20 protein-coding genes and 1 pseudogene are annotated in these 20,750 nt (G+C 70.1%); 12 read left to right on the top strand and 9 right to left on the bottom strand.

Features of this window, described 5'->3' with window-relative positions:
• Positions 1-148: 148 nt before the first annotated feature.
• Positions 149-841 (bottom strand): DUF3558 domain-containing protein, encoded by a 693-nt coding sequence (locus C6N31_RS03765; RefSeq protein ID WP_138355140.1) that lies wholly within the window; start codon positions 839-841, stop codon positions 149-151.
• A gap of 98 nt (positions 842-939) precedes the next feature.
• A complete protein-coding gene (locus C6N31_RS03760) occupies positions 940-1,743 on the bottom strand; it encodes a hypothetical protein (protein WP_198357098.1) in 804 nt (267 codons plus the stop codon).
• Positions 1,744-1,939: 196 nt separating this feature from the next.
• Between C6N31_RS03760 and C6N31_RS03755 the strand changes: the two genes are divergently transcribed.
• Positions 1,940-3,133 carry an RtcB family protein gene (locus C6N31_RS03755; RefSeq protein ID WP_138355142.1) on the top strand — a complete coding sequence of 398 codons (1,194 nt, stop codon included), beginning with the start codon at positions 1,940-1,942 and terminating at the stop codon, positions 3,131-3,133.
• Between the two features lie 60 nt (positions 3,134-3,193).
• Here the strand turns inward: C6N31_RS03755 and C6N31_RS03750 are convergent, their stop codons facing one another.
• The gene (locus C6N31_RS03750) at positions 3,194-3,949 is read right to left on the bottom strand and encodes an SDR family NAD(P)-dependent oxidoreductase (RefSeq protein ID WP_138355143.1); all 756 of its coding nucleotides are present in this window, start codon (positions 3,947-3,949) and stop codon (positions 3,194-3,196) included.
• Positions 3,950-4,096: 147 nt separating this feature from the next.
• On the opposite strand from C6N31_RS03750, the gene C6N31_RS03745 reads away from it, so the two are divergent.
• Entirely contained in the window at positions 4,097-5,377 is a 1,281-nt protein-coding gene (locus C6N31_RS03745) for a glycosyltransferase 87 family protein (RefSeq protein WP_244809342.1), read from the top strand.
• Here the strand turns inward: C6N31_RS03745 and C6N31_RS03740 are convergent.
• Positions 5,364-6,479, bottom strand: coding sequence for an alpha/beta hydrolase (locus C6N31_RS03740; RefSeq protein ID WP_187144974.1), 1,116 nt, complete (start codon positions 6,477-6,479; stop codon positions 5,364-5,366). The two genes, C6N31_RS03745 and C6N31_RS03740, sit on opposite strands and share 14 nt — an antisense overlap.
• A gap of 288 nt (positions 6,480-6,767) precedes the next feature.
• Here C6N31_RS03740 and C6N31_RS03735 point away from each other — a divergent pair, with 288 nt between their 5' ends.
• Positions 6,768-7,736 (top strand): alpha/beta hydrolase, encoded by a 969-nt coding sequence (locus tag C6N31_RS03735; protein WP_138355144.1) that lies wholly within the window; start codon positions 6,768-6,770, stop codon positions 7,734-7,736.
• Between the two features lie 36 nt (positions 7,737-7,772).
• Here C6N31_RS03735 and C6N31_RS43570 read toward each other — a convergent pair whose 3' ends face one another.
• From C6N31_RS43570 to C6N31_RS03725, 3 genes and pseudogenes are all read right to left on the bottom strand, one after another.
• Positions 7,773-7,937, bottom strand: coding sequence for a hypothetical protein (locus tag C6N31_RS43570; protein WP_232484687.1), 165 nt, complete (start codon positions 7,935-7,937; stop codon positions 7,773-7,775).
• A 158-nt stretch (positions 7,938-8,095) separates the two neighbouring features.
• Positions 8,096-8,290 (bottom strand): annotated as a pseudogene (locus tag C6N31_RS47110) (hypothetical protein); the annotation flags it as partial.
• A gap of 36 nt (positions 8,291-8,326) precedes the next feature.
• Positions 8,327-9,214, bottom strand: a complete 888-nt coding sequence (locus tag C6N31_RS03725) for a polysaccharide deacetylase family protein (RefSeq protein WP_232484686.1) — start codon at positions 9,212-9,214, stop codon at positions 8,327-8,329.
• 340 nt (positions 9,215-9,554) lie between these two features.
• Between C6N31_RS03725 and C6N31_RS03720 the strand changes: the two genes are divergently transcribed.
• Positions 9,555-10,214, top strand: a complete 660-nt coding sequence (locus tag C6N31_RS03720; RefSeq protein ID WP_138355145.1) for a polysaccharide deacetylase family protein — start codon at positions 9,555-9,557, stop codon at positions 10,212-10,214.
• A 32-nt stretch (positions 10,215-10,246) separates the two neighbouring features.
• Positions 10,247-11,536 (top strand): glycoside hydrolase family 10-like protein, encoded by a 1,290-nt coding sequence (locus C6N31_RS03715; protein ID WP_138355146.1) that lies wholly within the window; start codon positions 10,247-10,249, stop codon positions 11,534-11,536.
• A 118-nt stretch (positions 11,537-11,654) separates the two neighbouring features.
• On the opposite strand, the gene C6N31_RS03710 is transcribed toward C6N31_RS03715, so the two are convergent.
• Together C6N31_RS03710 and C6N31_RS03705 are read right to left on the bottom strand one after the other, a co-directional pair.
• Positions 11,655-11,981: a hypothetical protein gene (locus tag C6N31_RS03710; protein WP_138355147.1), complete on the bottom strand. Its 327-nt coding sequence runs from the start codon at positions 11,979-11,981 to the stop codon at positions 11,655-11,657.
• A gap of 119 nt (positions 11,982-12,100) precedes the next feature.
• The gene (locus C6N31_RS03705; RefSeq protein WP_187144975.1) at positions 12,101-12,670 is read right to left on the bottom strand and encodes a hypothetical protein; all 570 of its coding nucleotides are present in this window, start codon (positions 12,668-12,670) and stop codon (positions 12,101-12,103) included.
• A gap of 106 nt (positions 12,671-12,776) precedes the next feature.
• Between C6N31_RS03705 and hemL the strand changes: the two genes are divergently transcribed.
• The 7 genes from hemL to ccsB all read left to right on the top strand — a co-directional run bounded on the left by hemL (position 12,777) and on the right by ccsB (position 20,695).
• Positions 12,777-14,084, top strand: coding sequence for a glutamate-1-semialdehyde 2,1-aminomutase (gene hemL, locus C6N31_RS03700; protein WP_138355148.1), 1,308 nt, complete (start codon positions 12,777-12,779; stop codon positions 14,082-14,084).
• Positions 14,085-14,110: 26 nt separating this feature from the next.
• On the top strand, positions 14,111-14,794 hold the full coding sequence (locus C6N31_RS03695; protein WP_138355149.1) for a histidine phosphatase family protein: 684 nt from the start codon (positions 14,111-14,113) through the stop codon (positions 14,792-14,794).
• Positions 14,795-15,035: 241 nt separating this feature from the next.
• The gene (locus tag C6N31_RS03690) at positions 15,036-16,322 is read left to right on the top strand and encodes a polysaccharide deacetylase family protein (protein ID WP_138355198.1); all 1,287 of its coding nucleotides are present in this window, start codon (positions 15,036-15,038) and stop codon (positions 16,320-16,322) included.
• 137 nt (positions 16,323-16,459) lie between these two features.
• Positions 16,460-17,071, top strand: a complete 612-nt coding sequence (locus C6N31_RS03685) for a TlpA family protein disulfide reductase (RefSeq protein ID WP_138355150.1) — start codon at positions 16,460-16,462, stop codon at positions 17,069-17,071.
• Between the two features lies 1 nt (position 17,072).
• Complete coding sequence (locus tag C6N31_RS03680; RefSeq protein ID WP_438817405.1) at positions 17,073-17,810, top strand: cytochrome c biogenesis CcdA family protein; 738 nt, start codon at positions 17,073-17,075, stop codon at positions 17,808-17,810.
• 3 nt (positions 17,811-17,813) lie between these two features.
• The gene (resB, locus tag C6N31_RS03675; RefSeq protein ID WP_198357097.1) at positions 17,814-19,625 is read left to right on the top strand and encodes a cytochrome c biogenesis protein ResB; all 1,812 of its coding nucleotides are present in this window, start codon (positions 17,814-17,816) and stop codon (positions 19,623-19,625) included.
• Entirely contained in the window at positions 19,622-20,695 is a 1,074-nt protein-coding gene (ccsB, locus tag C6N31_RS03670; protein WP_138355152.1) for a c-type cytochrome biogenesis protein CcsB, read from the top strand. The genes resB and ccsB overlap by 4 nt, the downstream gene beginning before the upstream one ends.
• Positions 20,696-20,750 lie beyond the last annotated feature (55 nt).

Here is a 20,750-nt window from a genome sequence, read left to right as displayed (position 1 = left end):
GACAAGAATCCGGTGCGTCCGGGTCAAACGTATCGCGGGCACCCGCGACCCCTCCCACCCTCGGCAACTGGACGGCCCAGCCTGTCATATGGGGGCGCGGCCAGGTCGTACAAAGGTGCTGAAACCGGTGCAGGTGCGACCGGAGTTGTTACGTGTTCGCCGCCGCGTTCGCCGCCGCGACCGAAGCCACGGTCTCCTTCGCCGCCGCGACCGCGTCCTTCTGCAGCTGATCGGCCGCCGGGGTCTTCGCGCCCTCGAAGCCCGCCCCGTTGTGGGAGAGGATCACGATGACGTTGCCGGTCCGCACGACGACCGTCTCGTCCTGGTAGTTCAGCTTGTCCTTCTCCACCAGCGCGCTCACCAGGGTCGCCTCGTCGCCGACGCCGTCCGCCTTCGCGGACGTGGCGCCCTTGACCTGGGTCGCCGTGGCGACCTGCTCCGCGAAGCGCTTCTTGGCCTGCTCCTCGCCGCTGCCGACACCGTTCGCCGAGTCGAAGCGCTGCAGGCTCACGTCCAGCCAGCGGAACTGGTAGCCGTCGAGCCCGTTCCAGGAGCAGCCGCCGCGCTGGTCCTGGACCGAGGACTTCGCCGCCGTGCCCGCCGCGGACTTCACCTTCGGGACGAGTCGCGCCACGGTGGCCTGCGTCACCGACTTGCAGGCGTCGGGCAGCTTCGCGAACTTCGCGGCGGCGGCGGGAGCCGCCGAAGCGGACGTCTTGCCCGAGCCCGCGCCGTCCGGCTTCTTGGACGAGTCCGACCCCGACGAGCAGCCGGCGACGAGCAGTACCGGCACGGCGGCACAGGCGAGAACTCGGGCGATTCGCGGTGCTGAACGGTGCATGGGTCCTTCGCTCACTTCGTTGCTCCGACGGGGCGGTGGGCCGGCCGGGGCCGGGAAACGGACAGCCTACGGGGCGTCCGTTATCGGACGATCCGCTGTCACTTGATCGTCTTGACGAGCACGTCCGCCACTTGCTCCGCGCCCTGCTGCAGGTCAGCGCTCTGCGGAGCGGTGGCCTTGTCCGCCGACCACTGCGCGTACGAGACGGTCACGAGGACATTCGCCGTACGGAAAACGAGAGTGATGTCACGGTGCACCCCCGAGTCGCGGGTCATCAGCTCGTCGTCGAGGAAGGCCGCGTCGCCGACATCGGTGAGCAGTCGCGGTGCGAGATCGGGGGAGGTCACCGGAGAGGTCGCCGGAGAGGCCGGCGCGGTGGTGGGCGTCTGGCCCGGCAGACCGGCCGGGCTGCCGGGCGGCGCCACGGGCGGCGTCGTCGCCGGAGCGCCCGGAGCGCCCGGAGTGCCCGGGGTCGTCGGGATGCCGGCCTGCAGCACCTTGGTGTCGTAGTCGGACTCGGCCTGCGCCTCGTCGCTCACCCCGGGGTCGTACGACACGACCCGCTCGAAGTCGATCTGCAGATAGCGGTTCCCCTGCGACGTCTCACCGGTCCAGGTGCAGCCGACCCGCCGGTTGGTGTCGTAGGTGAGCTCGGCATCACCCGTGTAGTCCGGTGCGTTCGGCACCAGCTTCTTGAGCGTGTCGGGTCCGAGCGAGCCGCACGGCTCCGGCAGCTTGCGGTACTTGCCGGGCGGCGCGGGGACGATCGTCTGGTCACCGGTCGCGGACTTGGCGTCCACCGCCGCCGGGTCCGCATCGCCGTCCGCGGTGCAGGCACTCAGCCCCGAGACGGCCAGTACGGCCGCGCAGACGATGCCCAGCAGTCCTCGCGATGGCTGCACTGGCCAGGCTCCTTCCGCCGGGGGGTGCCCCGAAATCCCTTGGCGCGCGCGTGCGTGCCGTGGACACAATGTCTACCGCACCTGCTGACGCGGCTGCGTGGCCGCCTGTGGTTATCGGGCGTTTCGTCCACATTATTGATGTCGTCACGGCGTGATTTCGTTGTGCCCATTTGTCCGTTCGAGAAGGGGGATGGAGATGTCCTACACCGAGGTGCCCGGCGTCCGGGTGCCGATCCGCATGTGGACCGACCCGGCTTCCGTCGAGGACGGCGCGATGCAGCAGCTCCGCAACGTCTCGTCGCTGCCCTGGATCAAGGGCCTCGCCGTGATGCCGGACGTCCACTACGGCAAGGGCGCGACGGTCGGCTCCGTCATCGCCATGCACGGCGCGGTCTGCCCCGCGGCGGTCGGCGTCGACATCGGCTGCGGCATGAGCGCGGTGAAGACCTCCCTCACGGCCAACGACCTGCCGGGCGATCTGTCCCGGCTCCGCTCGAAGATCGAGCAGGCGATCCCGGTCGGGCGTGGCATGCACCAGGAGATGGTCGACCCGCGCCGTATGCACGGCTTCCCGACGGCGGGGTGGGACGAGTTCTGGGCGGGCTTTGACGGGCTGGCGAAAGAGGTCAAATTCCGTCATGAACGGGCCACGAAGCAGATGGGAACGCTCGGCGGAGGCAATCACTTCTGCGAAGTAACGATCGCCGATGACAACTCCGTGTGGCTCATGCTGCACTCCGGCTCCCGCAACATCGGCAAGGAGCTTGCCGAGTACCACATCGGCGAGGCGCAGAAGCTGCCGCACAACCAGGACCTGGCCGACCGCGACCTCGCGGTCTTCATCTCCGACACCCCGCAGATGGCGGCCTACCGGAGCGACCTCTTCTGGGCGCAGGAGTACGCCAAGCGCAATCGCGCGATCATGATGGCGCTCTTCCAGGACGTGGTCCGCAAGGAGTTCAAGAAGGCCAAGGTGACCTTCGACGACGTGATCAGCTGCCACCACAACTACGTGGCGGAAGAGCGTTACGACGGCATGGACCTGCTCGTCACCCGTAAGGGCGCGATCCGGGCCGGCTCCGGTGAGTTCGGCATCATCCCGGGCTCGATGGGCACCGGCTCGTACATCGTGAAGGGCCTCGGCAACGCCGACGCGTTCAACTCCGCCTCGCACGGCGCGGGCCGCCGGATGAGCCGGGGCGCGGCGAAGAAGCGGTTCACGACGCGCGACCTGGAGGAGCAGACGCGGGGCGTGGAGTGCCGTAAGGACTCCGGCGTCGTCGACGAGATCCCGGGTGCGTACAAACCGATCGAGAAGGTCATCGAGCAGCAGCGGGACCTGGTCCAGGTCGTGGCGAAGCTGAAGCAGGTCGTCTGCGTCAAGGGCTGAGACACGTCGGTACGGCGGTGGGGGCGGGTGTGATCACCTGCCCCCACCGGCATGTCCTGCTCAGAGCTCGCGGTGGACCTTGTAGTTGGAGGCCTGGGCGCGGGGGCGGACGACGAGGAGGTCGATGTTGACGTGCGCGGGGCGGGTGACGGCCCAGGCGATGGTGTCGGCGACGTCGTCGGCGGAGAGGGGTTCCGCGACGCCCGCGTAGACCTTGGCGGCCTTGTCGGCGTCGCCGCCGAAGCGGGTGACGGCGAACTCGTCGGTCTTCACCATGCCGGGCGCGATCTCGATGACGCGGACCGGGTCGCCGCACAGTTCGAGGCGGAGGGTCTCGGCGATGACGTGCGCGCCGTGCTTGGCGGCCACGTAGCCGCCGCCGCCCTCGTAGCTGGCCAGGCCGGCGGTGGAGGAGAGCACGACGACCGTGCCGTCGCCACTGGCGGTGAGGGCCGGGAGCAGGGCCTGGGTGATGTTGAGGACGCCGAGCACGTTGACCTCGTACATCGCGCGCCAGTCGGCGGGGTCCGAGGTGGCGATGGTGTCGGCGCCGAGGGCGCCGCCCGCGTTGGCGACGAGGACGTCGCAGCGGTCGAGGGACGCGGCGAAGGCGTCGACGGCGGCGCGGTCGGTGACGTCCAGGGCGTGCGCGGCGGCCGAGTGGCCCGCGGCGGTGAGCTCCTTGGCGAGCGCTTCGAGGCGGTCGGCGCGGCGGGCAGTGAGCAGCACGTGGTAGCCGGCGGCGGCGAGCTTGCGGGCGGTCGCGGCACCGATGCCGCTGCTCGCCCCGGTGACCACTGCGGTACGGATGCTCATGTCACGGCGCCTTTCGACTGCGGATGGCTTGCCCATCGAGCATAAGTGGCGGGTCGGTGGCGTCCGCCGTCCGGATCGGATCTTCATTAGCATCGTCGTGCCCGGGTGTTCCGGCCGGGCCGGATCGTTCATGGAGGAATCAGTTCAGTGGTCGGCACGGGCACGGACGCCGCTGCGGCGCGGGTGGCGGAAGCGGGGGCGCGCCCGGCGCGGCGGCGGTTGCTGTGGCCGGTGGCCGTATGGCTGCTGACCCGGCTGGTGCTGGTGTCCGCGGCGCTGCGGCTCGGCCCGTTCAGCAGCAAGGACGGCCCGGACGTCTCGGTGTCGAAGGTGTACCGCGGCTGGTACGACGTGCTGAGTTCGGGCAGCTTCCCGCACGACGACGTGTCCTGGCAGTACCCGCCGGGCGCCGCGCTGCCGATTCTCGCCCCGCGGCTGGTGCCGTTCCTGGACTACTCGCACGCGTTCATCGTGCTGTGCGCGGTGTGCGACGCGGCGGTGCTGGCGGCGCTGGTGTACGCGGCCCGGTACCCGGACGGCCGGCGCAGTGTCGCCGGCGTCTGGATGTGGGTGGCGGGGCTGCCGCTGCTGAGCACGGTGCCGTGGAGCCGGTTCGACGTGATGGTGACGGCGGTCGCGGTGGGGGCGCTGCTGGCGGCCGGTACGCGGCGGGTGTGGGCGGACCGGGTGTTCGGGGTGCTGGTCGGGATCGGCGCGGTGGTGAAGGTGTGGCCGGTGCTGCTGCTCGTGGGTACGGCGCGCGGGCGGCGCACCCGGCACGCGTGGGTGGCGGCGGCGGTGTCGGCGGTGCTGGTGACGGTGGTCTTCCTGCTGGCGATGCCGGGCGCGCTGTCGTTTCTGACGTATCAGGGGGACCGCGGCATCGAGGTGGAGTCGCTCGGCGCGCTGCCGTTCCATCTGGCGCGGCACTTCGGCTGGTCGGGGCACTGGGCGCCGCGCGACGGTTCGATGGAGTTCATCGGCCCGTATGTGCAGGTGGTGGCGCGGGTGAGTGCGGCCCTGACGGTCGTCGCGTTCGGCTGGCTGCTGTTGTGGCGGGTGCGGTCGCGGGTGGGGCGTACGGAGGCCTGGGTGCTGCCGGACGCGGCGCTGACGGCCGTTCTGCTGTTCGTGGTGACGAGCCGGGTGATCAGCCCGCAGTACATGGTGTGGCTGGTGGGCCTGGCGGCGGTGTGCCTGCTGCACCGGGGGACGACGCAGCGGCCGGTGGCGTGGCTGGTGCTCGCCGCGTGCGTGCTGACGACGGCGGTGTTCCCGTACCTGTTCCGGGATCTGCTCGGCGGCTCGGTCCCGGCGGCGCTGCTGCTGGCGGCGCGCGATCTGATCCTGCTGGGGGCTGCGGTGCTGTCCGCGGCGCGGCTGTGGCGGGGAACGGTGCCGCCCCGGCGGACGGTCAGCGGACCTTGAAGCCCTGCTCGGTGAGCCAGCGGAAGACGTCGGGGACCTGGGACTTCCAGACGGCGGTGCCGTGGCCGCCGGCGCCCTCCGCGATCTGCACGACCTTGACCTTCGTCGGGGTCTTCGCCGCCTTCCGCAGGGCCACACCGTCCTGGTAGCCGTCGCCCGAGGCGCCGGAGATGTAGAGCGCCGTGTGCGGCGGGTGCGCGGCGTGCTGCAGCATGAACAGCGGGTTGGCCTTCTCGCGCAGCACCGGGTCCTTGGCGGTGAGGGAGTCCTTCTCCGCGGCGGGGTTGTTGTACCCGGACAGGCTGACGCCGGCCGCGTACCGGTCGGGGTGCTCGATGGCGAGGCGCGCGGCGCAGTGGGCGCCGGCGGAGTATCCGACGACGGCCCAGCCCGCGGCGTTGTCCTGGACGCGGAAGTTGTCGGTCACCATGCGGCGGACGTCGACGCTCAGCCAGGTGTCGGCGTTGACCTTGCCGGGGATGTTGGCGCAGCCGGTGTCCTGGCCGCCGAGCAGCGTGGTGCGCGGTGAGATGAGGATGAACGGGGCGACCTTGCCGCTCGCCATCAGGGGCTTGAGCTGCGACTGGACCTTGAGGGTGCCGTACCAGGCCTTGGCGGAGCCGGGGTAGCCGGGGAGCATCTCGACGACCGGGAACTGCTTGTCCTTGAAGGCGGGGTCGTTGTACTGCGGCGGCAGCCAGACGTAGACCTCGCCCTGGACGCCGGACACCCGGCCCTTGAGGTCGGCCTGCTGGACGTCGTCCATGTTCGGGCCCTTGGCCTGCTTGAACTTCTGCTCGATCTTCGGCTCGCGCTTGGCCTGCGCCGCGCCTCCGTCGGGACCGAGGTCGGCGGTGGCCTGGACGTGGGTGCCGGTGCCGAGGAGGTCTTCCCAATTGTCGTACAGGTTGTTGGAGTTGTTCACGATCACGAAGACCATGAGCACCGAGGTCACCTGGCAGAGCAGCAGCATGCCGAATCTGGCCGCGTGCCGTACCGCCCGCGGTCCGCGCAGCCGGCTCCACAGGGTGAGCGGCAGTGCCAGGGCGACCAGCACGAAGAGGATCGTGCACAGGAAGAACGGGGTCCCCGTCAGGCTCATCACAACTCTCGATTCCCAATCTTGGGCGCAGTGCCCCGGCCCAGCGTTCCGCCCGCGTGTGAGCCTCTCGCCATGACGAGACGGAATTCGGGCTGTCTGGGTTGCCCGGCTTCTCCCCGGTAATTGGGACGAGGGTCACGCCGGTTACGGGCAACGGCGGCGGTGTGATCCACGGCACCCCGGCGGGCCGGAACGGTGGGTGGAGATCCGGAATCACAACAGGCGTAAGCGTCGCTTCGCCCTGTCGGGCCGGATGAAGAGGGGGACAACCCCGTGAAACGTTGGCCCATGGCAGCGGCCGCCGTCCTGGTGCTGCTCCTCTTCGCCGGCTACGGTTCGCGGCCTGTTCCGTTCAGCGGCAGCGGTCCGGACTTCCCGCACAGTTCGGCGGGGACGGCCGCGTCGGTCCTGACCGGCACGCACGCACCGTTCACGGAGCAGCGGACGACGCTGGCGAGCGGGACCAAGATCGGTGTGACGACGTACCGGGGGAAGAAGTCCGGGTTCACGGGCAAGGTCTGGGTGTGGGCGCCGCCGCAGTACTACGACCCGAAGTACGCGAAGAGCGCGTTCCCGGTGCTGATCGCGCTGCCCGGGGCCTACGGCTTCCCGGAGAACTACTGGACGCGCGGCAGCCTGGGCCTTCAGGAGGACGTGGCGCGGTGGACGTCGCAGGGCAGCAGCCTGCCGTTCATCATCGTCATGCCGGTGATGAATCCCGGGCCGCACTATCACGACTGCAGTGACATCCCGGGTCAGCAGAAGATGGGGACCTGGATGACGAGCGATGTCCCGGACCTGGTCCGGGCGAACTTCCGTACGTTCAAGGACCGCGACGGCTGGGCCTTCATGGGCTCGTCGTCGGGCGGTTTCTGCGCGCTGAAGAGCGTGCTCCAGCACCCGGAGACGTTCAAGGCGGCCATAGTGAGCGGCCCCGACATCGTGCCGGACTCGTCCCTGTGGCGCGGTCACCTCGACGCGAAGCAGGCGAACAACCCGCAGGTCCTGGCGCAGCGGCTGATCGACCGGCACGGGCCCGAGGTGTACCTCGCGTTCCAGGTCGGGACCGAGGAGAGCCGCGGGGAGCTGGCGAAGGTGAAGCAGTTCATCGCCGGCTACGGGACCGGCCCGGTCAGGACCCGCCTGCAGGTCATAGTGGGCGGCGGCCACAACGGGCTCTCCTACCTGCGGGGCATGGGGCAGGGCTCCATGAAGTGGATCAGCGACCATCTGCGGGGCCCGGCACCGGCGGCGTGACGGCCCTGCCGGTCCGGACCGGACGTGGCGTCGGCCTCAGCGCCGGAAGGCGAGGACGCGCCGGAGCAGTGCGGTGGCCCGCCAGTACGCGTCCAGGGCGAATCCGGCGGCGGCGGCGAGCGCCAGCACGGGCCGGGCGAACGGCGGGGCGGTGAGCTGACGACCGGTCGCCATCGTGCTGGATGTCGGAAATGTAGCCATATTTGGACGGTAGCGACTGGTCCGGCGCATGTCCTGCCAGACGCACCCGAACCGCGCCAATGCCTTCCGATGGACGTTACTCGCTGCGCGAGGCCAGATACGCCCTTGCTTTCACCAGTACGGCCGCACGGGCGCCGAACGCCACGCATTCCCCCCGGCCCGGAGATCCGCACCCGCATTCCGCCGTCCGGGTTCCGTTCCAGCGCGACGACGTCCTTGGGCGCGAACGTCCATCCGTCGATCCTCAGGTCGGACACACCCGTGAACGACAGGAACATCTCGAACGCGTTGAGCCCCTTCTCCGTCCATGCGGGCAGCGGGTGATCGGGAAGCCGGTCCAGTGCGAAGCCGAGGGTGACGCGGGCAGGGCCCCCGGTGGTTGCCGAGCGCTACGCGGCGGGTGTGGCGGGTGTGGGGAGGAGGGTGCGCAGATCGGCGATCTCGTAGCCGCGGGCGCGGACCGCGTCGATGATCAGCGGGAGGGCCAGGGCGTCGAGGATCGGGCCGCGGCCGTTCGGGTCGCCGACGTGCATCTGGATGATCTCGCCCGGCGCCAGGGAGTTCAGGGCACGGTTGACGGCCTTCTGCACGGTCATCCCGCCCGCCGTGCCGAGGTAGCCGTTGGTGTCGTCGGTCCACTCGATGTTGGCGAAGCCCATCGCGTTGACCTCCGCGACCTGCTGCGCGTTGGTCTCGCCGTAGGGGAAGCGGAAGAACGGCAGCGGCGCCGTCCCGATCGCCGCGCGAAGGGCCTGGTCGGCGAGGCGCACCTCGCGCTCCCGGCCCGAGCAGGTCAGGTCGGCGAAGTGCGGGTGGCTGTAGCTGTGGCTGGCGATGCCGTGTCCGGCCGCCGCCATCGACCGGGCCGCGGCCGGGTGCAGTTCGGCGAACTGGCCGGTGAGGAAGAAGGTGGCCGGCGCCTGGTAGTCGTGCAGCACCTTCAGGACGGTGTCCAGGCCCGTCTCGTCCCACGCCGAGTTGAACGTCAGCGCGACCACCTGACGATCGGTGGGCATCGTGCGGACCGTCCTGCCGAGGAGGTTCGACGGCAGCGCGGCTGTCGGCGTCGTGCCTGTCGTGCCTGTCGGGCATACGGCTGCCGGTGCGGGTGCCGCGGCGGCCACGACGGCGAGCCGGTCGGGCCGGTCGGGAGGAGTCAGGCCGGTCGCGGGGACGGCGGCCGACGCGACGATCGCGGCCATGGCGGCGACGGTGGTCAGCACCCGGCCGAGGATCCGGGGCGGCTGTGAGCTCGGGAGAGCGGTGCGCTGGTTCATATCGCGGTCAGCGTAGGAGCGTCCGGCACGGTGGACAGGACGGCGCGAGGCGGGGCGCGTGTCGTTCGCCGGGGTGGCCCATCCCGGGGCATGCCGGGCCGCCGGTACGGCGGACTGATCCATCCGTGTGAGGGTCCCGTCCTTGACGCGAATTGCCGTGCGACGGCGCACTACGTTGCTGGTCCAGGCATATGCCGTAGGGCCGAGGCGAGGATGAAACGGGCATGGTTGCGACACCGGTTGACGGCACGGGGGACGGTCGGCCGGCGCGACCGCGCTCGGCCTCGCAAGCCGGAGCCCCGCCCGCGCCGACGCGCCGCCCGCCGGCCCGCACCGTGGGATGCCCCGTCCGGCGGTCACCGGTGCCTTCGCGCGCCGGGACTTCAAGTGGCTGCCCATCACGGATCAGAAGGCGGCGCTGACCTTCGACTGCGGCGCCGGCCCGGACGGCGCCGAGATGATCCTCAAGACGCTGCGGGACCGGCGGGTACCGGCGACCTTCTTCATGACCGGACGCTTCGCCGCGGACAACCCCGCGCTGGCCCGGTACATCGCGCGCCGCTACCCGGTGGGCAACCACTCCATGACCCACCCGTCGTTCCCCACCATCACCCCGCAGCGGCGGGCCGAGGAAGTCCAGTCGGCGGCCGACGCGATCGAGACGGCCATCGGCAGGCCGTCCGAGGCGCTGTTCCGCTTCCCCTTCGGGCTCCGCACCCGGCCGTGCATCACCGAGGTCAACGCCGCCGGCTACGTCCCGGTCAAATGGACGGTGGACACCGCGGGCTGGAAGGGCACGATCGGCGGGGCGAGCACGGCGACGGTCGTCGACCGGACCCTGCAGGCCCTGCGGCCGGGCGCGATCGTCCTGATGCACCTCGGTGCCACGCCGGAGGATCACTCCGCAGTCGACGCCACCGCGCTGCCCGACCTCATCGACGCCATCAGGACCCGCGAATACGGCTTCACCACCCTCCGGGGCCTGCTCGCCGCGCGTTGACCTCCCGCTCACCCGTCCGGCAGAAAGCGATCATGGGCCAGATCTCCCGCAGGACCCTGACCACGGCCGCCGCGGCCGGGGCGGTGACGGCCGGGTCCGTCACGATCGGCGGCGGCACGACGTCGTACGCGGCGTCCGGGCGCCGCGACGGAGCACAGAACGGGCGCCGGCAGTTCCGCGGCATGTGGCTGACCACCGCGTTCAACCGCGACTGGCCGTCCCCCGGGCTGTCCCCTGCCGGGCAGCGGCGGGAGTTGGCCGGGCTGCTGGACATCGCGGTCACCCGCCGGTTGAACGCGGTCGTTCTCCAGGTCAGAGGGCTGGCGGACGCGCTGTGGCCCTCGCCGTACGAGCCGTGGGCGAAATGCCTCACCGGTGTTCAGGGACGCGATCCGGGCTGGGACCCGCTGGACTTCGCCGTACGCGAAGCGCACCTGCGCGGGCTGGAGTTGCACGCCTGGTTCAACCCGTACCGGATCGCCACACACCCTGACCCGACACGGCTGTCGGCCGCCCACCCGGCGCGGCTGCACCCCGAGTGGGTGGTGCCCTACGGCAAGGCGCTCTTCTACAACCCCGGGCTTCCCGAGGTCCGCCGCTTCGTCCAGGACGCGATGCTCGACGCCGTCGCCCGCTACGACGTGGACGGCCTGCACTGGGACGACTACTTCTACCCGTACCCGATCCCCGGGCAGACCTTCGACGACGACGCCGCGTACGCGCGGTACGGCGGGGACTTCCCCGACCGGGCCGCCTGGCGGCGCGACAACATCGACCTTCTGGTGCGCGAGACCGGGCTGCGGATCGAGGAGCTGAACCGGTCCCCGCTGGGCGGCGGTTCACCGCGCGAGCGGCGGGTGCGCTTCGGCGTCAGCCCGTTCGCGATCTGGCGCAACCGGACCACGGACCCCGAGGGTTCCGACACCCAGGGCGCCGCCGAGTCCTATGACGGCATCTACGCCGATACGCGTACCTGGGTGCGGCGGGGATGGATCGACTACATCGCGCCGATGATCTACTGGCATATCGGGAACGATGTGGCCGACTACGCCCGGCTTGTCTCCTGGTGGGCGGAAACATGCCGTGGCACGAACACGCATCTGTACATTGGTGAGGCTCTGTACAAAGCGGGCAACCCGGCTCAGTTCAGCGCCTGGCAGGATCCGGCGGAACTCTCCCGGCATCTCACTTTCGGCCACCGCTTCCCCGAGGTGCGCGGCAACATCTACTTCGCCTCGAAGGAAGTGGCGGCCGACCGGATCGGGGCCATGCGGCGCGTAGTGGCCGACCACTATCCGACCCGGGTGCGGACCCCGCGCTGACCCCGGCCGGCCCCGCGCCGATCCGGTGAACGACGATCGCGCGGACCCCGGTCGAAGCGGTCCGCGCGATCGGAGGGTCACATCCGGCGGTCTTGTCCGACCGCGCCGACGGCCGTGATCACTCGACCGAGACGCTCGAATCGGCGTCGACCGAGGCTTCCGCGCCCGGCTGGATGGTCGAAACCTGATCGTTCGCGTCGGTGTTGCACTCCCAGGTGTCCCACACCACGACGACCTTGTCCGTGTTGTTCTTGACCGGCATGGGATCCGGCGTGGCACTCGAACCGCCATTGGACGAGTCGGGGGGAGTGAGGTCGAAGCAGCCCACCGGGTCGACGTGGTCGACGCCGTTGATGGTGAGGGTGCCGGTGGCAGCCTGCGCGGAACCAGGCACCGCCACCATGAGCAGGGCGGCGGAGGCGAGAGCGCCCAGAATCGTAACCATGTGTGACCGCATCATGACTCCCTGTCAGGGGGAGTCGACCTTATCCCGCCGAGGTGGGCATATTCGCCCCGAAAGTGCGCATTCGGGCGTACGGGCGAAATCGGGCGAAGCGTGGCAGGTCAGGGCCAGACCAGGCAGTACAGCTGGTGGCCGGCCTCATGGCAGCGGGACGCGAAGCCCTGCCATTCATGGAGCATCTGGTAGATGACGAAGGCATCTCGGGGGCCGCGCCGGTCCGGGACGGTGGACCAGATGAAGGCGGCGGCGCCGAGTTCCTCTTCGCCGGCCTTGCGGAGGGGTTCCACAACGCTCATGGGGAGCTTGACGACGGCGTAGTCCGGGTGGAGGACGACGAGTTCCAGCGGCGGGACCTTGGCCGGGGGTATGCCCTCGATGCCGGTGAGCACCATGGCGGCCATGGTCTCCGGCTTGACCTTGGTGTACATGCCGTTGCCGAGCTCGTCACCGCCGAGCTCCTCGGGGCGCATGGAGATCGGGACCCGGGCGGCTGTGGCGCCATCGGGTGCCCCGAAGTACTTGTAGGTCACCCCCACTCGGCCACCCCTGCTCCCACTCTCCGCGGCTGCTCTGCGATCGCGATCGGCGGACCGACGACGCCTGCCGGTGGGCCGGGCGTGTTGGGGCTCGTGGTCGCCCGTTCCCTCGCCCAGTTCGCCACCGCGCTGCATTTCACTACCCGACCATTCACAGACCCAACCGCGCAACCCGATCATCGTCTCAGATGCCGGGTCGAGACCTGCGCGCGCAACGCCCGGCGTTTGAGAGCATGTGCCTGTGAGCTATCCGTACGAAGCCCCAGTTTCGCAGGTTCTGTTCGACCGAGCTGCCGCCGTGACGCCCGGAGGTGTGAACTCCCCGGTCCGCGCCTTCCGCGCGGTGGGCGGTACGCCCCGGTTCATGGTGTCCGGGAAGGGTCCGTACCTCACGGACGCCGACGGCAGGGAGTACGTCGACCTCGTGTGCTCGTGGGGTCCGATGATCCTCGGCCACGCGCACCCGGAGGTGATCGGCGCCGTACAGGAGGCCGTGACGCGCGGTACCTCCTTCGGCACCCCCGGTGAGGGGGAGGTGCTGCTGGGCGAGGAGATCGTGGCGCGGATCGGCCCGGTGGAGCAGGTCCGCCTGGTGTCGTCCGGGACCGAGGCGACCATGTCGGCGATCAGGCTGGCGCGTGGCTTCACGGGCCGGGCCAAGGTGGTGAAGTTCGCTGGTTGCTACCACGGTCATGTGGACGCGCTGCTGGCGGCGGCCGGTTCCGGGGTCGCCACGTTCGGGTTGCCGGACACGCCCGGGGTGACGGGCGCGCAGGCCGGCGACACGATCGTGCTGCCGTACAACGATCTCGAGGCCGTGCGGGCGGCGTTCGCCGCGCACCCCGGCGAGATCGCGTGTGTGATCACCGAGGCGTCGCCCGGCAACATGGGTGTGGTGCCGCCCGCGGCGGGCTTCAACGCCGGGCTGAAGAGCCTCTGTGCGGAGAACGGCGCGCTCTACATCTCCGACGAGGTGATGACGGGCTTCCGTGTTTCGAAGGCCGGCTGGTTCGGGCTCGACGGTGTCGAACCCGACCTGATGACCTTCGGCAAGGTCATGGGCGGCGGCTTCCCGGCCGCCGCATTCGGTGGCCGCGCGGACGTCATGGGCCATCTCGCACCGGCCGGTCCGGTCTACCAGGCAGGCACGCTGTCGGGTAATCCGGTGGCGACCGCGGCGGGTCTGGCGCAGCTGCGGCTCTGCGACGACGCGGTGTACGCGACCGTGGACGCGGTGTCCGAGCGGGTGTCGTCGCTGGTCAGCGAGGCGCTCACCAAGGAGGGCGTCGCCCACCGGCTGCAGAAGGCCGGGAACATGTTCTCGGTGTTCTTCACCGACGAGCAGGTGACCAACTACGACGAGGCGAAGCGGCAGCAGGCGTTCCGCTTCACCGGGTTCTTCCACTCGATGCTGGCGCACGGCGTCTACCTGCCGCCGTCGGCCTTCGAGTCCTGGTTCGTTTCGGCGGCCCACGACGACGCGGCGATCGAGCGGATCGCCGCCGCGCTGCCGGCCGCGGCGCGCGCCGCGGCCGAGGCGACGGAATGAGCGGGGACGACGGAAAGATGAGCGGCATGACTGACGACACAGAGATCACCGTGGTCCACCTGATGCGGCACGGCGAGGTGGAGAACCCGTCGGGTGTGCTCTACGGGCGGCTGCCCGGCTACCACCTGTCGGAGCTGGGCCGGAAGATGGCCGACCGGGTCGGCGAGCACCTGGCGGGCCGCGACATCACGTATGTCGTGTCGTCCCCGCTGGAGCGGGCGCAGGAGACGGCGGTGCCGATCGCGGCCCCGCACGGGCTGGAGATCGCCTCGGACCCGCGGCTGATCGAGGCGGAGAACGTCTTCCAGGGCAAGACCTTCGGCGTCGGCGACGGGGCACTGAAGAACCCGTCGAACTGGAAGCACCTCACCAACCCGTTCAAGCCGAGCTGGGGCGAGCCCTACGTCGACCAGGTCGTGCGGATGATGGCGGCGCTCGGCGCGGCCCGGGACGCGGCGCGCGGCCACGAGGCGGTCTGCGTCAGCCACCAGCTGCCGATCTGGATCACCCGCAGCTTCGTCGAACGGCACCGGCTGTGGCACGACCCGCGCAAGCGGCAGTGCACGCTCGCCAGTGTGACGAGTTTCACATACCAGGGCGACAAGATCGTGTCGGTCGGCTACGCGGAACCGGCCCGCGATCTGGTGCCCTCGCATCTGCTGGCGGGCGCGAAGCCGGTGAAGGGCGGATCGAAGGGCTTCGGGGCGTAGGCAGGTCCGGGCCGGCGCCGCCGCGGCCCTGGTCATCCGCCGGGGCGGCCTGTTGGATTGGCCGAAAGGGTCGATCCAATGGGTCAATCCGGTGTTCCTGAGGGCGCTTACGTGCGCCAATTGAGCTAACCGGTGGGATTTTTCTGACTTTTCGGTAACCGTACGGCTGTGACAGCCGTCCTGGATGGTGGCCACCTTTTTCGTGATCGCCATCCATGAGGCCCGAGAAATGGGGATGTACATGCGCGCCATGACCCGTAGGAGTCTGCTCACGGCCACTGCCGGAGTCGCGGTCGGTGCGGCTGCGGCCGGATGCTCCTCGGGGGGCGACGGAGGCAAGACCGGCGGCAACGGGACCAAGCCGGGCGGGGCCACCGGCCAGAAGGAGCCCGAGAAAACGGTTCAGCTGATCGGGGACGGCTCCACCGCGAACACCGGACCCCAGCCGGGCCAGCCGAAGCCGGAGCGGATGGAGCCGGGCCAGACGCCGCCGCAGTTCGTGATCTTCTCGTGGGACGGCGCGGGCGAGGTCGGGAACGGCCTGTTCCCGCGCTTCCGCAAGCTCGCCAAGGACAACGGCGCGTCGATGACGTTCTTCCTGTCCGGGCTGTACCTGCTGCCCGAGTCGAAGAAGCGGCTGTACGACCCGCCGAACAACAACCTGGGCGCGTCGGACATCGGCTACCTGACCGACGAGCACGTCAAGATGACGCTGGACAACATCCGTGAGGCCTGGACCGAGGGCCACGAGATCGGCACGCACTTCAACGGGCACTTCTGCTCGGGCCGCGGCACCGTCGGGAACTGGACGCCGACCCAGTGGCAGAGCGAGATCGACCAGGCCAAGTCGTTCGTCAAGAACTGGAAGACCAACACCGGGCTCAAGGACGAGGCCCCGCTGCCGTTCGACTACGACAAGGAGCTCGTCGGCGCCCGCACGCCGTGCCTGCTCGGCCAGGACAACCTGCTGCCGACCGCCCACAAGCTCGGCTGGCGCTACGACGCGAGCTCGCCGGGTGGCCGGCAGGTCTGGCCCGAGAAGCGTGGCGGGCTCTGGGACCTGCCGCTGCAGCTCATCCCGTTCCCCGGCCACTCCTTCGAGGTCCTCTCCATGGACTACAACATGCTCGCGAACCAGTCGAAGAACGCCACCCAGAGCGACCCGAGCAACTACCCGGGCTGGCAGCGGCAGGCCGCCGCCTCGTACATCGCGGGCTTCCAGCGCGCGTACGAGACGAACCGCGCGCCCTTCTACATCGGCAACCACTTCGAGAAGTGGAACGGCGGCATCTACATGAACGCCGTCGAGGAGGCGTTCAAGCACATCGCCGGCCAGGAGAAGAAGGACGTCCGGCTGGTCTCCTTCCGGCAGTACGTGGACTGGCTCGACGCGCAGGACCCGAAGGTGCTCGGCAAGCTGCGCCGGCTGGACGTGGGGCAGAAGCCGGCGGGCGGCTGGAAGGCGTACCTCGCGCCGGAGGGCGCGGCCGGTACCCCCGCCTCCCCGACGACGGCGGCCACCACGTAGGCACCCCGTAGGCAGCGCGTGGTCAGGGGCGGCGCGGCCGGTCCCGCTACCTGATCCTTACTTGGGGCAATTGCCGCTTTTGGCGTCAGTGTCGGGGGCGCGAAAGATCGCCGGACGACGCATGCGAAACTTTTCACATGAGTCCTACGCGTGCCCGCCGACGCCGCCCGCTCCGCCGTGCCGCGGCACTGGCAGGAGTCGCCGCGCTGGCGCTGGCGCTCTCGGCCTGTTCCAGCAGCGGCTCGTCCTCCGGCGGCAGCGGTACCAACTTCGTCGGCGGCTCGGGTGAGATCTCCCGGGTGGCCAAGGGCGACCGGCTCGCCGCCCCCGCCATCTCCGGGGAGTCGGTCGACGGCAAGCAGTTGAACCTGGCCGACTACAAGGGCAAGGTCGTCGTCCTCAACGTCTGGGGCTCGTGGTGCGACCCCTGCCGCGCCGAGGCTCCGCACCTGGTCAAGGTGGCCAACGCCACCAAGGCCGAGGGCGTCGAGTTCCTCGGGATCAACATGCGCGATGCCACGAAGGTCAACGCGAACGGCTTCGAGACGCAGTTCGACATCCCGTACCCGAGCTTCTACGACCCCAACGGGAAGCTCATGCTGAAGTTCCCCAAGGGCAGCCTCAACCCGCAGGGCATCCCGAACACCCTGATCATCGACCGGGACGGCCGGATCGCCGTGCGGATCCTCAAGGCCGTCGGCGAGGACAGCCTGCGCCAGGCGCTCGACCCGATCGTCGCGGAGAAGTGACGTGACCGAGACGGTCTCCTCCGGGGCGCTGCTCCTCGCGATCCCGATCGCGATGCTCGGCGGCCTGGTCTCCTTCTTCTCCCCGTGCGTCCTGCCGCTGGTGCCCGGCTACCTCTCCTACGTGACCGGCACGTCAGGCGCCGACCTGGCCGAGGCCAAGCGCGGCCGGATGGTCGCCGGCGCGTCGCTGTTCGTCCTCGGCTTCACCGCGGTCTTCGTGTCCGGCGGGGCGCTCTTCGGCTACTTCGGGCTGCGGCTGCAGGAGCACAAGGAGATCATTTCCCAGGTGCTCGGCGTCGCCACGATCCTCATGGGCCTCGCCTTCATGGGGATACTGGGCGGTCTGACCCAGCGCGACCTCCGCTTCCACCGCAAGCCCGCGATGGGGCTGGTCGGCGCGCCCCTGCTCGGTGTGCTCTTCGGCGTCGGCTGGGCGCCGTGCGTCGGTCCGACGCTGGGCGCCGTGCAGGCGCTGGCCTTCAACGAGGCGAGCGCGGGGCGCGGGGCGCTGCTCACCGTCTTCTACTGCGTGGGCCTCGGCCTGCCGTTCATCGTCGCCGCCGTGGCCTTCCGCCGCGTACTGGGCGCGTTCGGCTGGGTCAAGCGGCACTATGTGTGGGTCATGCGGATCGGTGGCGGCATGCTCGTCGTCGTCGGTGTGCTGCTGCTCACCGGCGTATGGGACGACATGGTCTTCTCCATGCAGACCTGGTCCACCAACTTCACCCCTGGGGTCTGATTCATGAGTACGGAATCCGGGCCGAAGACCGCCCGCGACGCCGAGGCACGCGAGGTCGAGGAGCGTGACGTCGAGGAGCGTGACGCGGCGGGCGCGCAGCTGTCGACGGCGCCGGTCGAGGAACTCGGCCAGGTGGTGCCCGGCTCCTTCGGCGGTGTGCGCAGGCCAGGCTGGCGCGGCACGGTCGGCTGGACGCTGCGCGAGTGCTTCGGCTGGGTGCGCTGGATGTGGCGGCAGCTCACGTCGATGCGGATCGCCCTGATCCTGCTCTTCCTGCTGTCCATGGCCGCGATCCCCGGCTCGCTGGTCCCGCAGACCAGCGTCGACGAGGTCAAGGCGCAGGCGTGGAAGGACGTGCACCCCAACGCCACCCCGGTCTACGAGACGCTCGGGCTGTTCCACGTCTACAGCTCGCCGTGGTTCTCGGCGATCTACATCCTGCTGTTCATCTCGCTGGCCGGCTGCATCCTGCCGCGCAGCTGGCAGTTCGTCGGGCAGCTCCGCTCCCGGCCGCCGGCCGCGCCGCGCAATCTGACCCGGCTGCCGGCGTACACGACCTGGCGCACCGCGGCAGGTGAGGACGAGGTGCTGGACGCCGCGCAGCAGCTGATGCGCGGGCGCCGGTTCCGTACCCACCGGGTCGGCGGCGCGGTCGCGTCCGAGAAGGGCTTCCTGCGCGAGGCCGGCAACCTGATGTTCCACCTGGCGCTCTTCGGGCTGCTGATCTCCTTCGCGGTCGGTTCGCTGTGGAAGGGCGAGGGCGGCAAGCTGATCGTCGAGGGCGGCGGCTTCTCCAACAACCTCACGCAGTACGACGACTTCAAGCCCGGCACCTTCTACACCGCCGACGACCTGGACCCCTTCGGCTTCTCGCTGGACAGCTTCGAGGCCACGTACGCGCGGACCGGCCCGCAGAAGGGCACCCCGCGGACGTTCCGCGCCAACATCCACTACTGGAAGGGCGCGGACGGCAAGCCGGTCAAGTCCTCGATCGAGGTGAACAAGCCGCTGGAGATCGACGGTGAGACGGTCTACCTGATCGGGCACGGCTACGCGCCGGTCGTCACCGTGAAGGACGCCCGCGGCACGGTCGTCTACCAGGGGCCGACGCCGTTCCTGCCGAGTGACGGCAGTCTCACCTCGCGCGGCGTCGTGAAGGTCACCGACAACTACCGCAACAAGGCGGGCGGCAAGGACCAGCTGGCGTTCAGCGGGATCTTCGCCCCGACGATGGTGATCGACAACATCCAGGGGCCGCACTCGGTGTTCCCCGCGCTCGACCGCCCCGCGCTGATCCTGACCGCCTACCACGGCGACCTGGGCATGGACAGCGGCCTGCCGCAGAACGTGTACCAGCTCAACGACAAGAAGATGAAGCAGTACAAGGCCGCCGACGGCCAGCCGCTCCGCCAGGTGCTAGCCGTCGGGCAGGTCCTGCAACTGCCGGACGGCGGCGGCTCCATCCGCTTCGACGGCGTCAAGACCTGGGCCAGCTTCCAGGTCTCCCACCAGGTCGGCAACGGGTGGGCGCTCGGCAGCGCGGTCGCCGCGATCCTGGGTCTGGCCGGCTCGCTGTTCATCCAGCGCCGCCGGGTGTGGATCCGGGCCACCCCGGGTGCGGACGGGGTGACCGTCGTGGAGCTGGCCGGACTCGGCCGCAGCGAGTCCGCGAAGATCGCCGACGAGATCGGGGACCTCGCCTACCGGCTGCTGCCCGAAGCGCCCCAGCTACCGGACCCCGGCGGCCCCGGCGGCGGCACAGCCACAGACCCCTCGGAAGAACCTCTCCTGCCAGACGAAGGAGCGCGCGCGTGACTATCGCGGCCGCGGTCAATGAGAACTTCGCGAACTACAGCAACTACCTGATCTACTCGGCCATGACGGTCTACACGCTCGCCTTCCTCGCGCACATGGCCGAGTGGGTGTTCGGCAGCCGCAGCCGGGTCGCGATCACCGCGGCGGCGCTGACCGCACCCGCGGCGGCTCCCGCGATCGAGGTCGTCCAGCGCGGTGGCGGCACCGCCACCCTGGAGCGTCCCAAGGTCGTCACCCGCTCCACGGCGAGCGACCGCGGCATCCCGGACGGCCCCGGCGCCGCCGGCACCGACGCGGACGGCGACAAGTACGGGCGGATCGCGGTCTCGCTGACCGTGCTCGCCTTCGTGTTCCACCTGGCCGCCGTCGCGTGCCGCGCCGCCTCCGTACAGCGGGTGCCGTGGGGCAACATGTACGAGTTCTCGACCACGTTCGGCATGGTCGCGGTCGGCATGTACCTGGCCCTGCTGGCGCTGAAGAAGCGGGTCCGCTGGATCGGGCTCTTCCTCGTCACCTCGGTGCTGCTGGACCTGGGCCTGGCCGTCGCGGTGCTCTACACCGACAGCGACCAGCTGGTCCCGGCGCTGCACTCGTACTGGCTGTGGATCCACGTCTCGTGCGCGATCATCTCCGGCGCGGTCTTCTACCTCGCGGCGGTGGGCACGTTCCTGTTCCTCTTCCGCGACTACTACGAAGCCGCGCTCACCGCCGGCCGCAGGGTGAACCCCACCTGGGCCAACATCATGGACCGGCTGCCGTCCGCGGCGACGCTCGACAAATTCGCGTACCGGATGAACGCGCTGGTCTTCCCGCTCTACACGTTCACCGTCATCGCGGGTTCGATCTGGGCGCAGGCCGCCTGGGGCCGGTACTGGGGCTGGGACCCCAAGGAGACCTGGTCGTTCATCACCTGGGTCGCGTACGCCTGCTACCTGCACGCCCGCGCGACCGCCGGCTGGAAGGGCCGCAAGGCCGCCGCGCTGGCGCTGGTCGCCTTCGCGTGCTTCATCTTCAACTACTACGGCGTGAACATCTTCATCACCGGCAAGCACTCGTACGCCGGGGTCTGACGCCACAGGGTCCTGGTCCGGCCGGCCGCTCCCCCCGGGGCGGCCCGGCCGGCGC

It is taken from the genome of Streptomyces fildesensis, assembly GCF_016107395.1.
Taxonomy (GTDB): domain Bacteria; phylum Actinomycetota; class Actinomycetes; order Streptomycetales; family Streptomycetaceae; genus Actinacidiphila; species Actinacidiphila fildesensis.
Note: the sequence above shows the minus strand (reverse complement) of the source record. Positions and strands in the feature narration are given on the sequence as shown.

Bases quoted from the DNA above. Each gene is read 5' to 3' on its own strand.
- C6N31_RS03765 (WP_138355140.1), bottom strand. From the start codon at position 841: ATGCACCGTTCAGCACCGCGAATCGCCCGAGTTCTCGCCTGTGCCGCC.
- C6N31_RS03755 (WP_138355142.1), top strand. From the start codon at position 1,940: ATGTCCTACACCGAGGTGCCCGGCGTCCGGGTGCCGATCCGCATGTGG.
- C6N31_RS03750 (WP_138355143.1), bottom strand. From the start codon at position 3,949: ATGAGCATCCGTACCGCAGTGGTCACCGGGGCGAGCAGCGGCATCGGT.
- C6N31_RS03740 (WP_187144974.1), bottom strand. From the start codon at position 6,479: ATGAGCCTGACGGGGACCCCGTTCTTCCTGTGCACGATCCTCTTCGTG.
- C6N31_RS03735 (WP_138355144.1), top strand. From the start codon at position 6,768: ATGGCAGCGGCCGCCGTCCTGGTGCTGCTCCTCTTCGCCGGCTACGGT.
- C6N31_RS43570 (WP_232484687.1), bottom strand. From the start codon at position 7,937: ATGGCTACATTTCCGACATCCAGCACGATGGCGACCGGTCGTCAGCTC.
- C6N31_RS03725 (WP_232484686.1), bottom strand. From the start codon at position 9,214: ATGAACCAGCGCACCGCTCTCCCGAGCTCACAGCCGCCCCGGATCCTC.
- C6N31_RS03720 (WP_138355145.1), top strand. From the start codon at position 9,555: ATGCCCCGTCCGGCGGTCACCGGTGCCTTCGCGCGCCGGGACTTCAAG.
- C6N31_RS03715 (WP_138355146.1), top strand. From the start codon at position 10,247: ATGGGCCAGATCTCCCGCAGGACCCTGACCACGGCCGCCGCGGCCGGG.
- C6N31_RS03710 (WP_138355147.1), bottom strand. From the start codon at position 11,981: ATGGTTACGATTCTGGGCGCTCTCGCCTCCGCCGCCCTGCTCATGGTG.
- C6N31_RS03705 (WP_187144975.1), bottom strand. From the start codon at position 12,670: ATGCAGCGCGGTGGCGAACTGGGCGAGGGAACGGGCGACCACGAGCCC.
- C6N31_RS03695 (WP_138355149.1), top strand. From the start codon at position 14,111: ATGACTGACGACACAGAGATCACCGTGGTCCACCTGATGCGGCACGGC.
- C6N31_RS03690 (WP_138355198.1), top strand. From the start codon at position 15,036: ATGCGCGCCATGACCCGTAGGAGTCTGCTCACGGCCACTGCCGGAGTC.
- C6N31_RS03685 (WP_138355150.1), top strand. From the start codon at position 16,460: ATGAGTCCTACGCGTGCCCGCCGACGCCGCCCGCTCCGCCGTGCCGCG.
- resB (WP_198357097.1), top strand. From the start codon at position 17,814: ATGAGTACGGAATCCGGGCCGAAGACCGCCCGCGACGCCGAGGCACGC.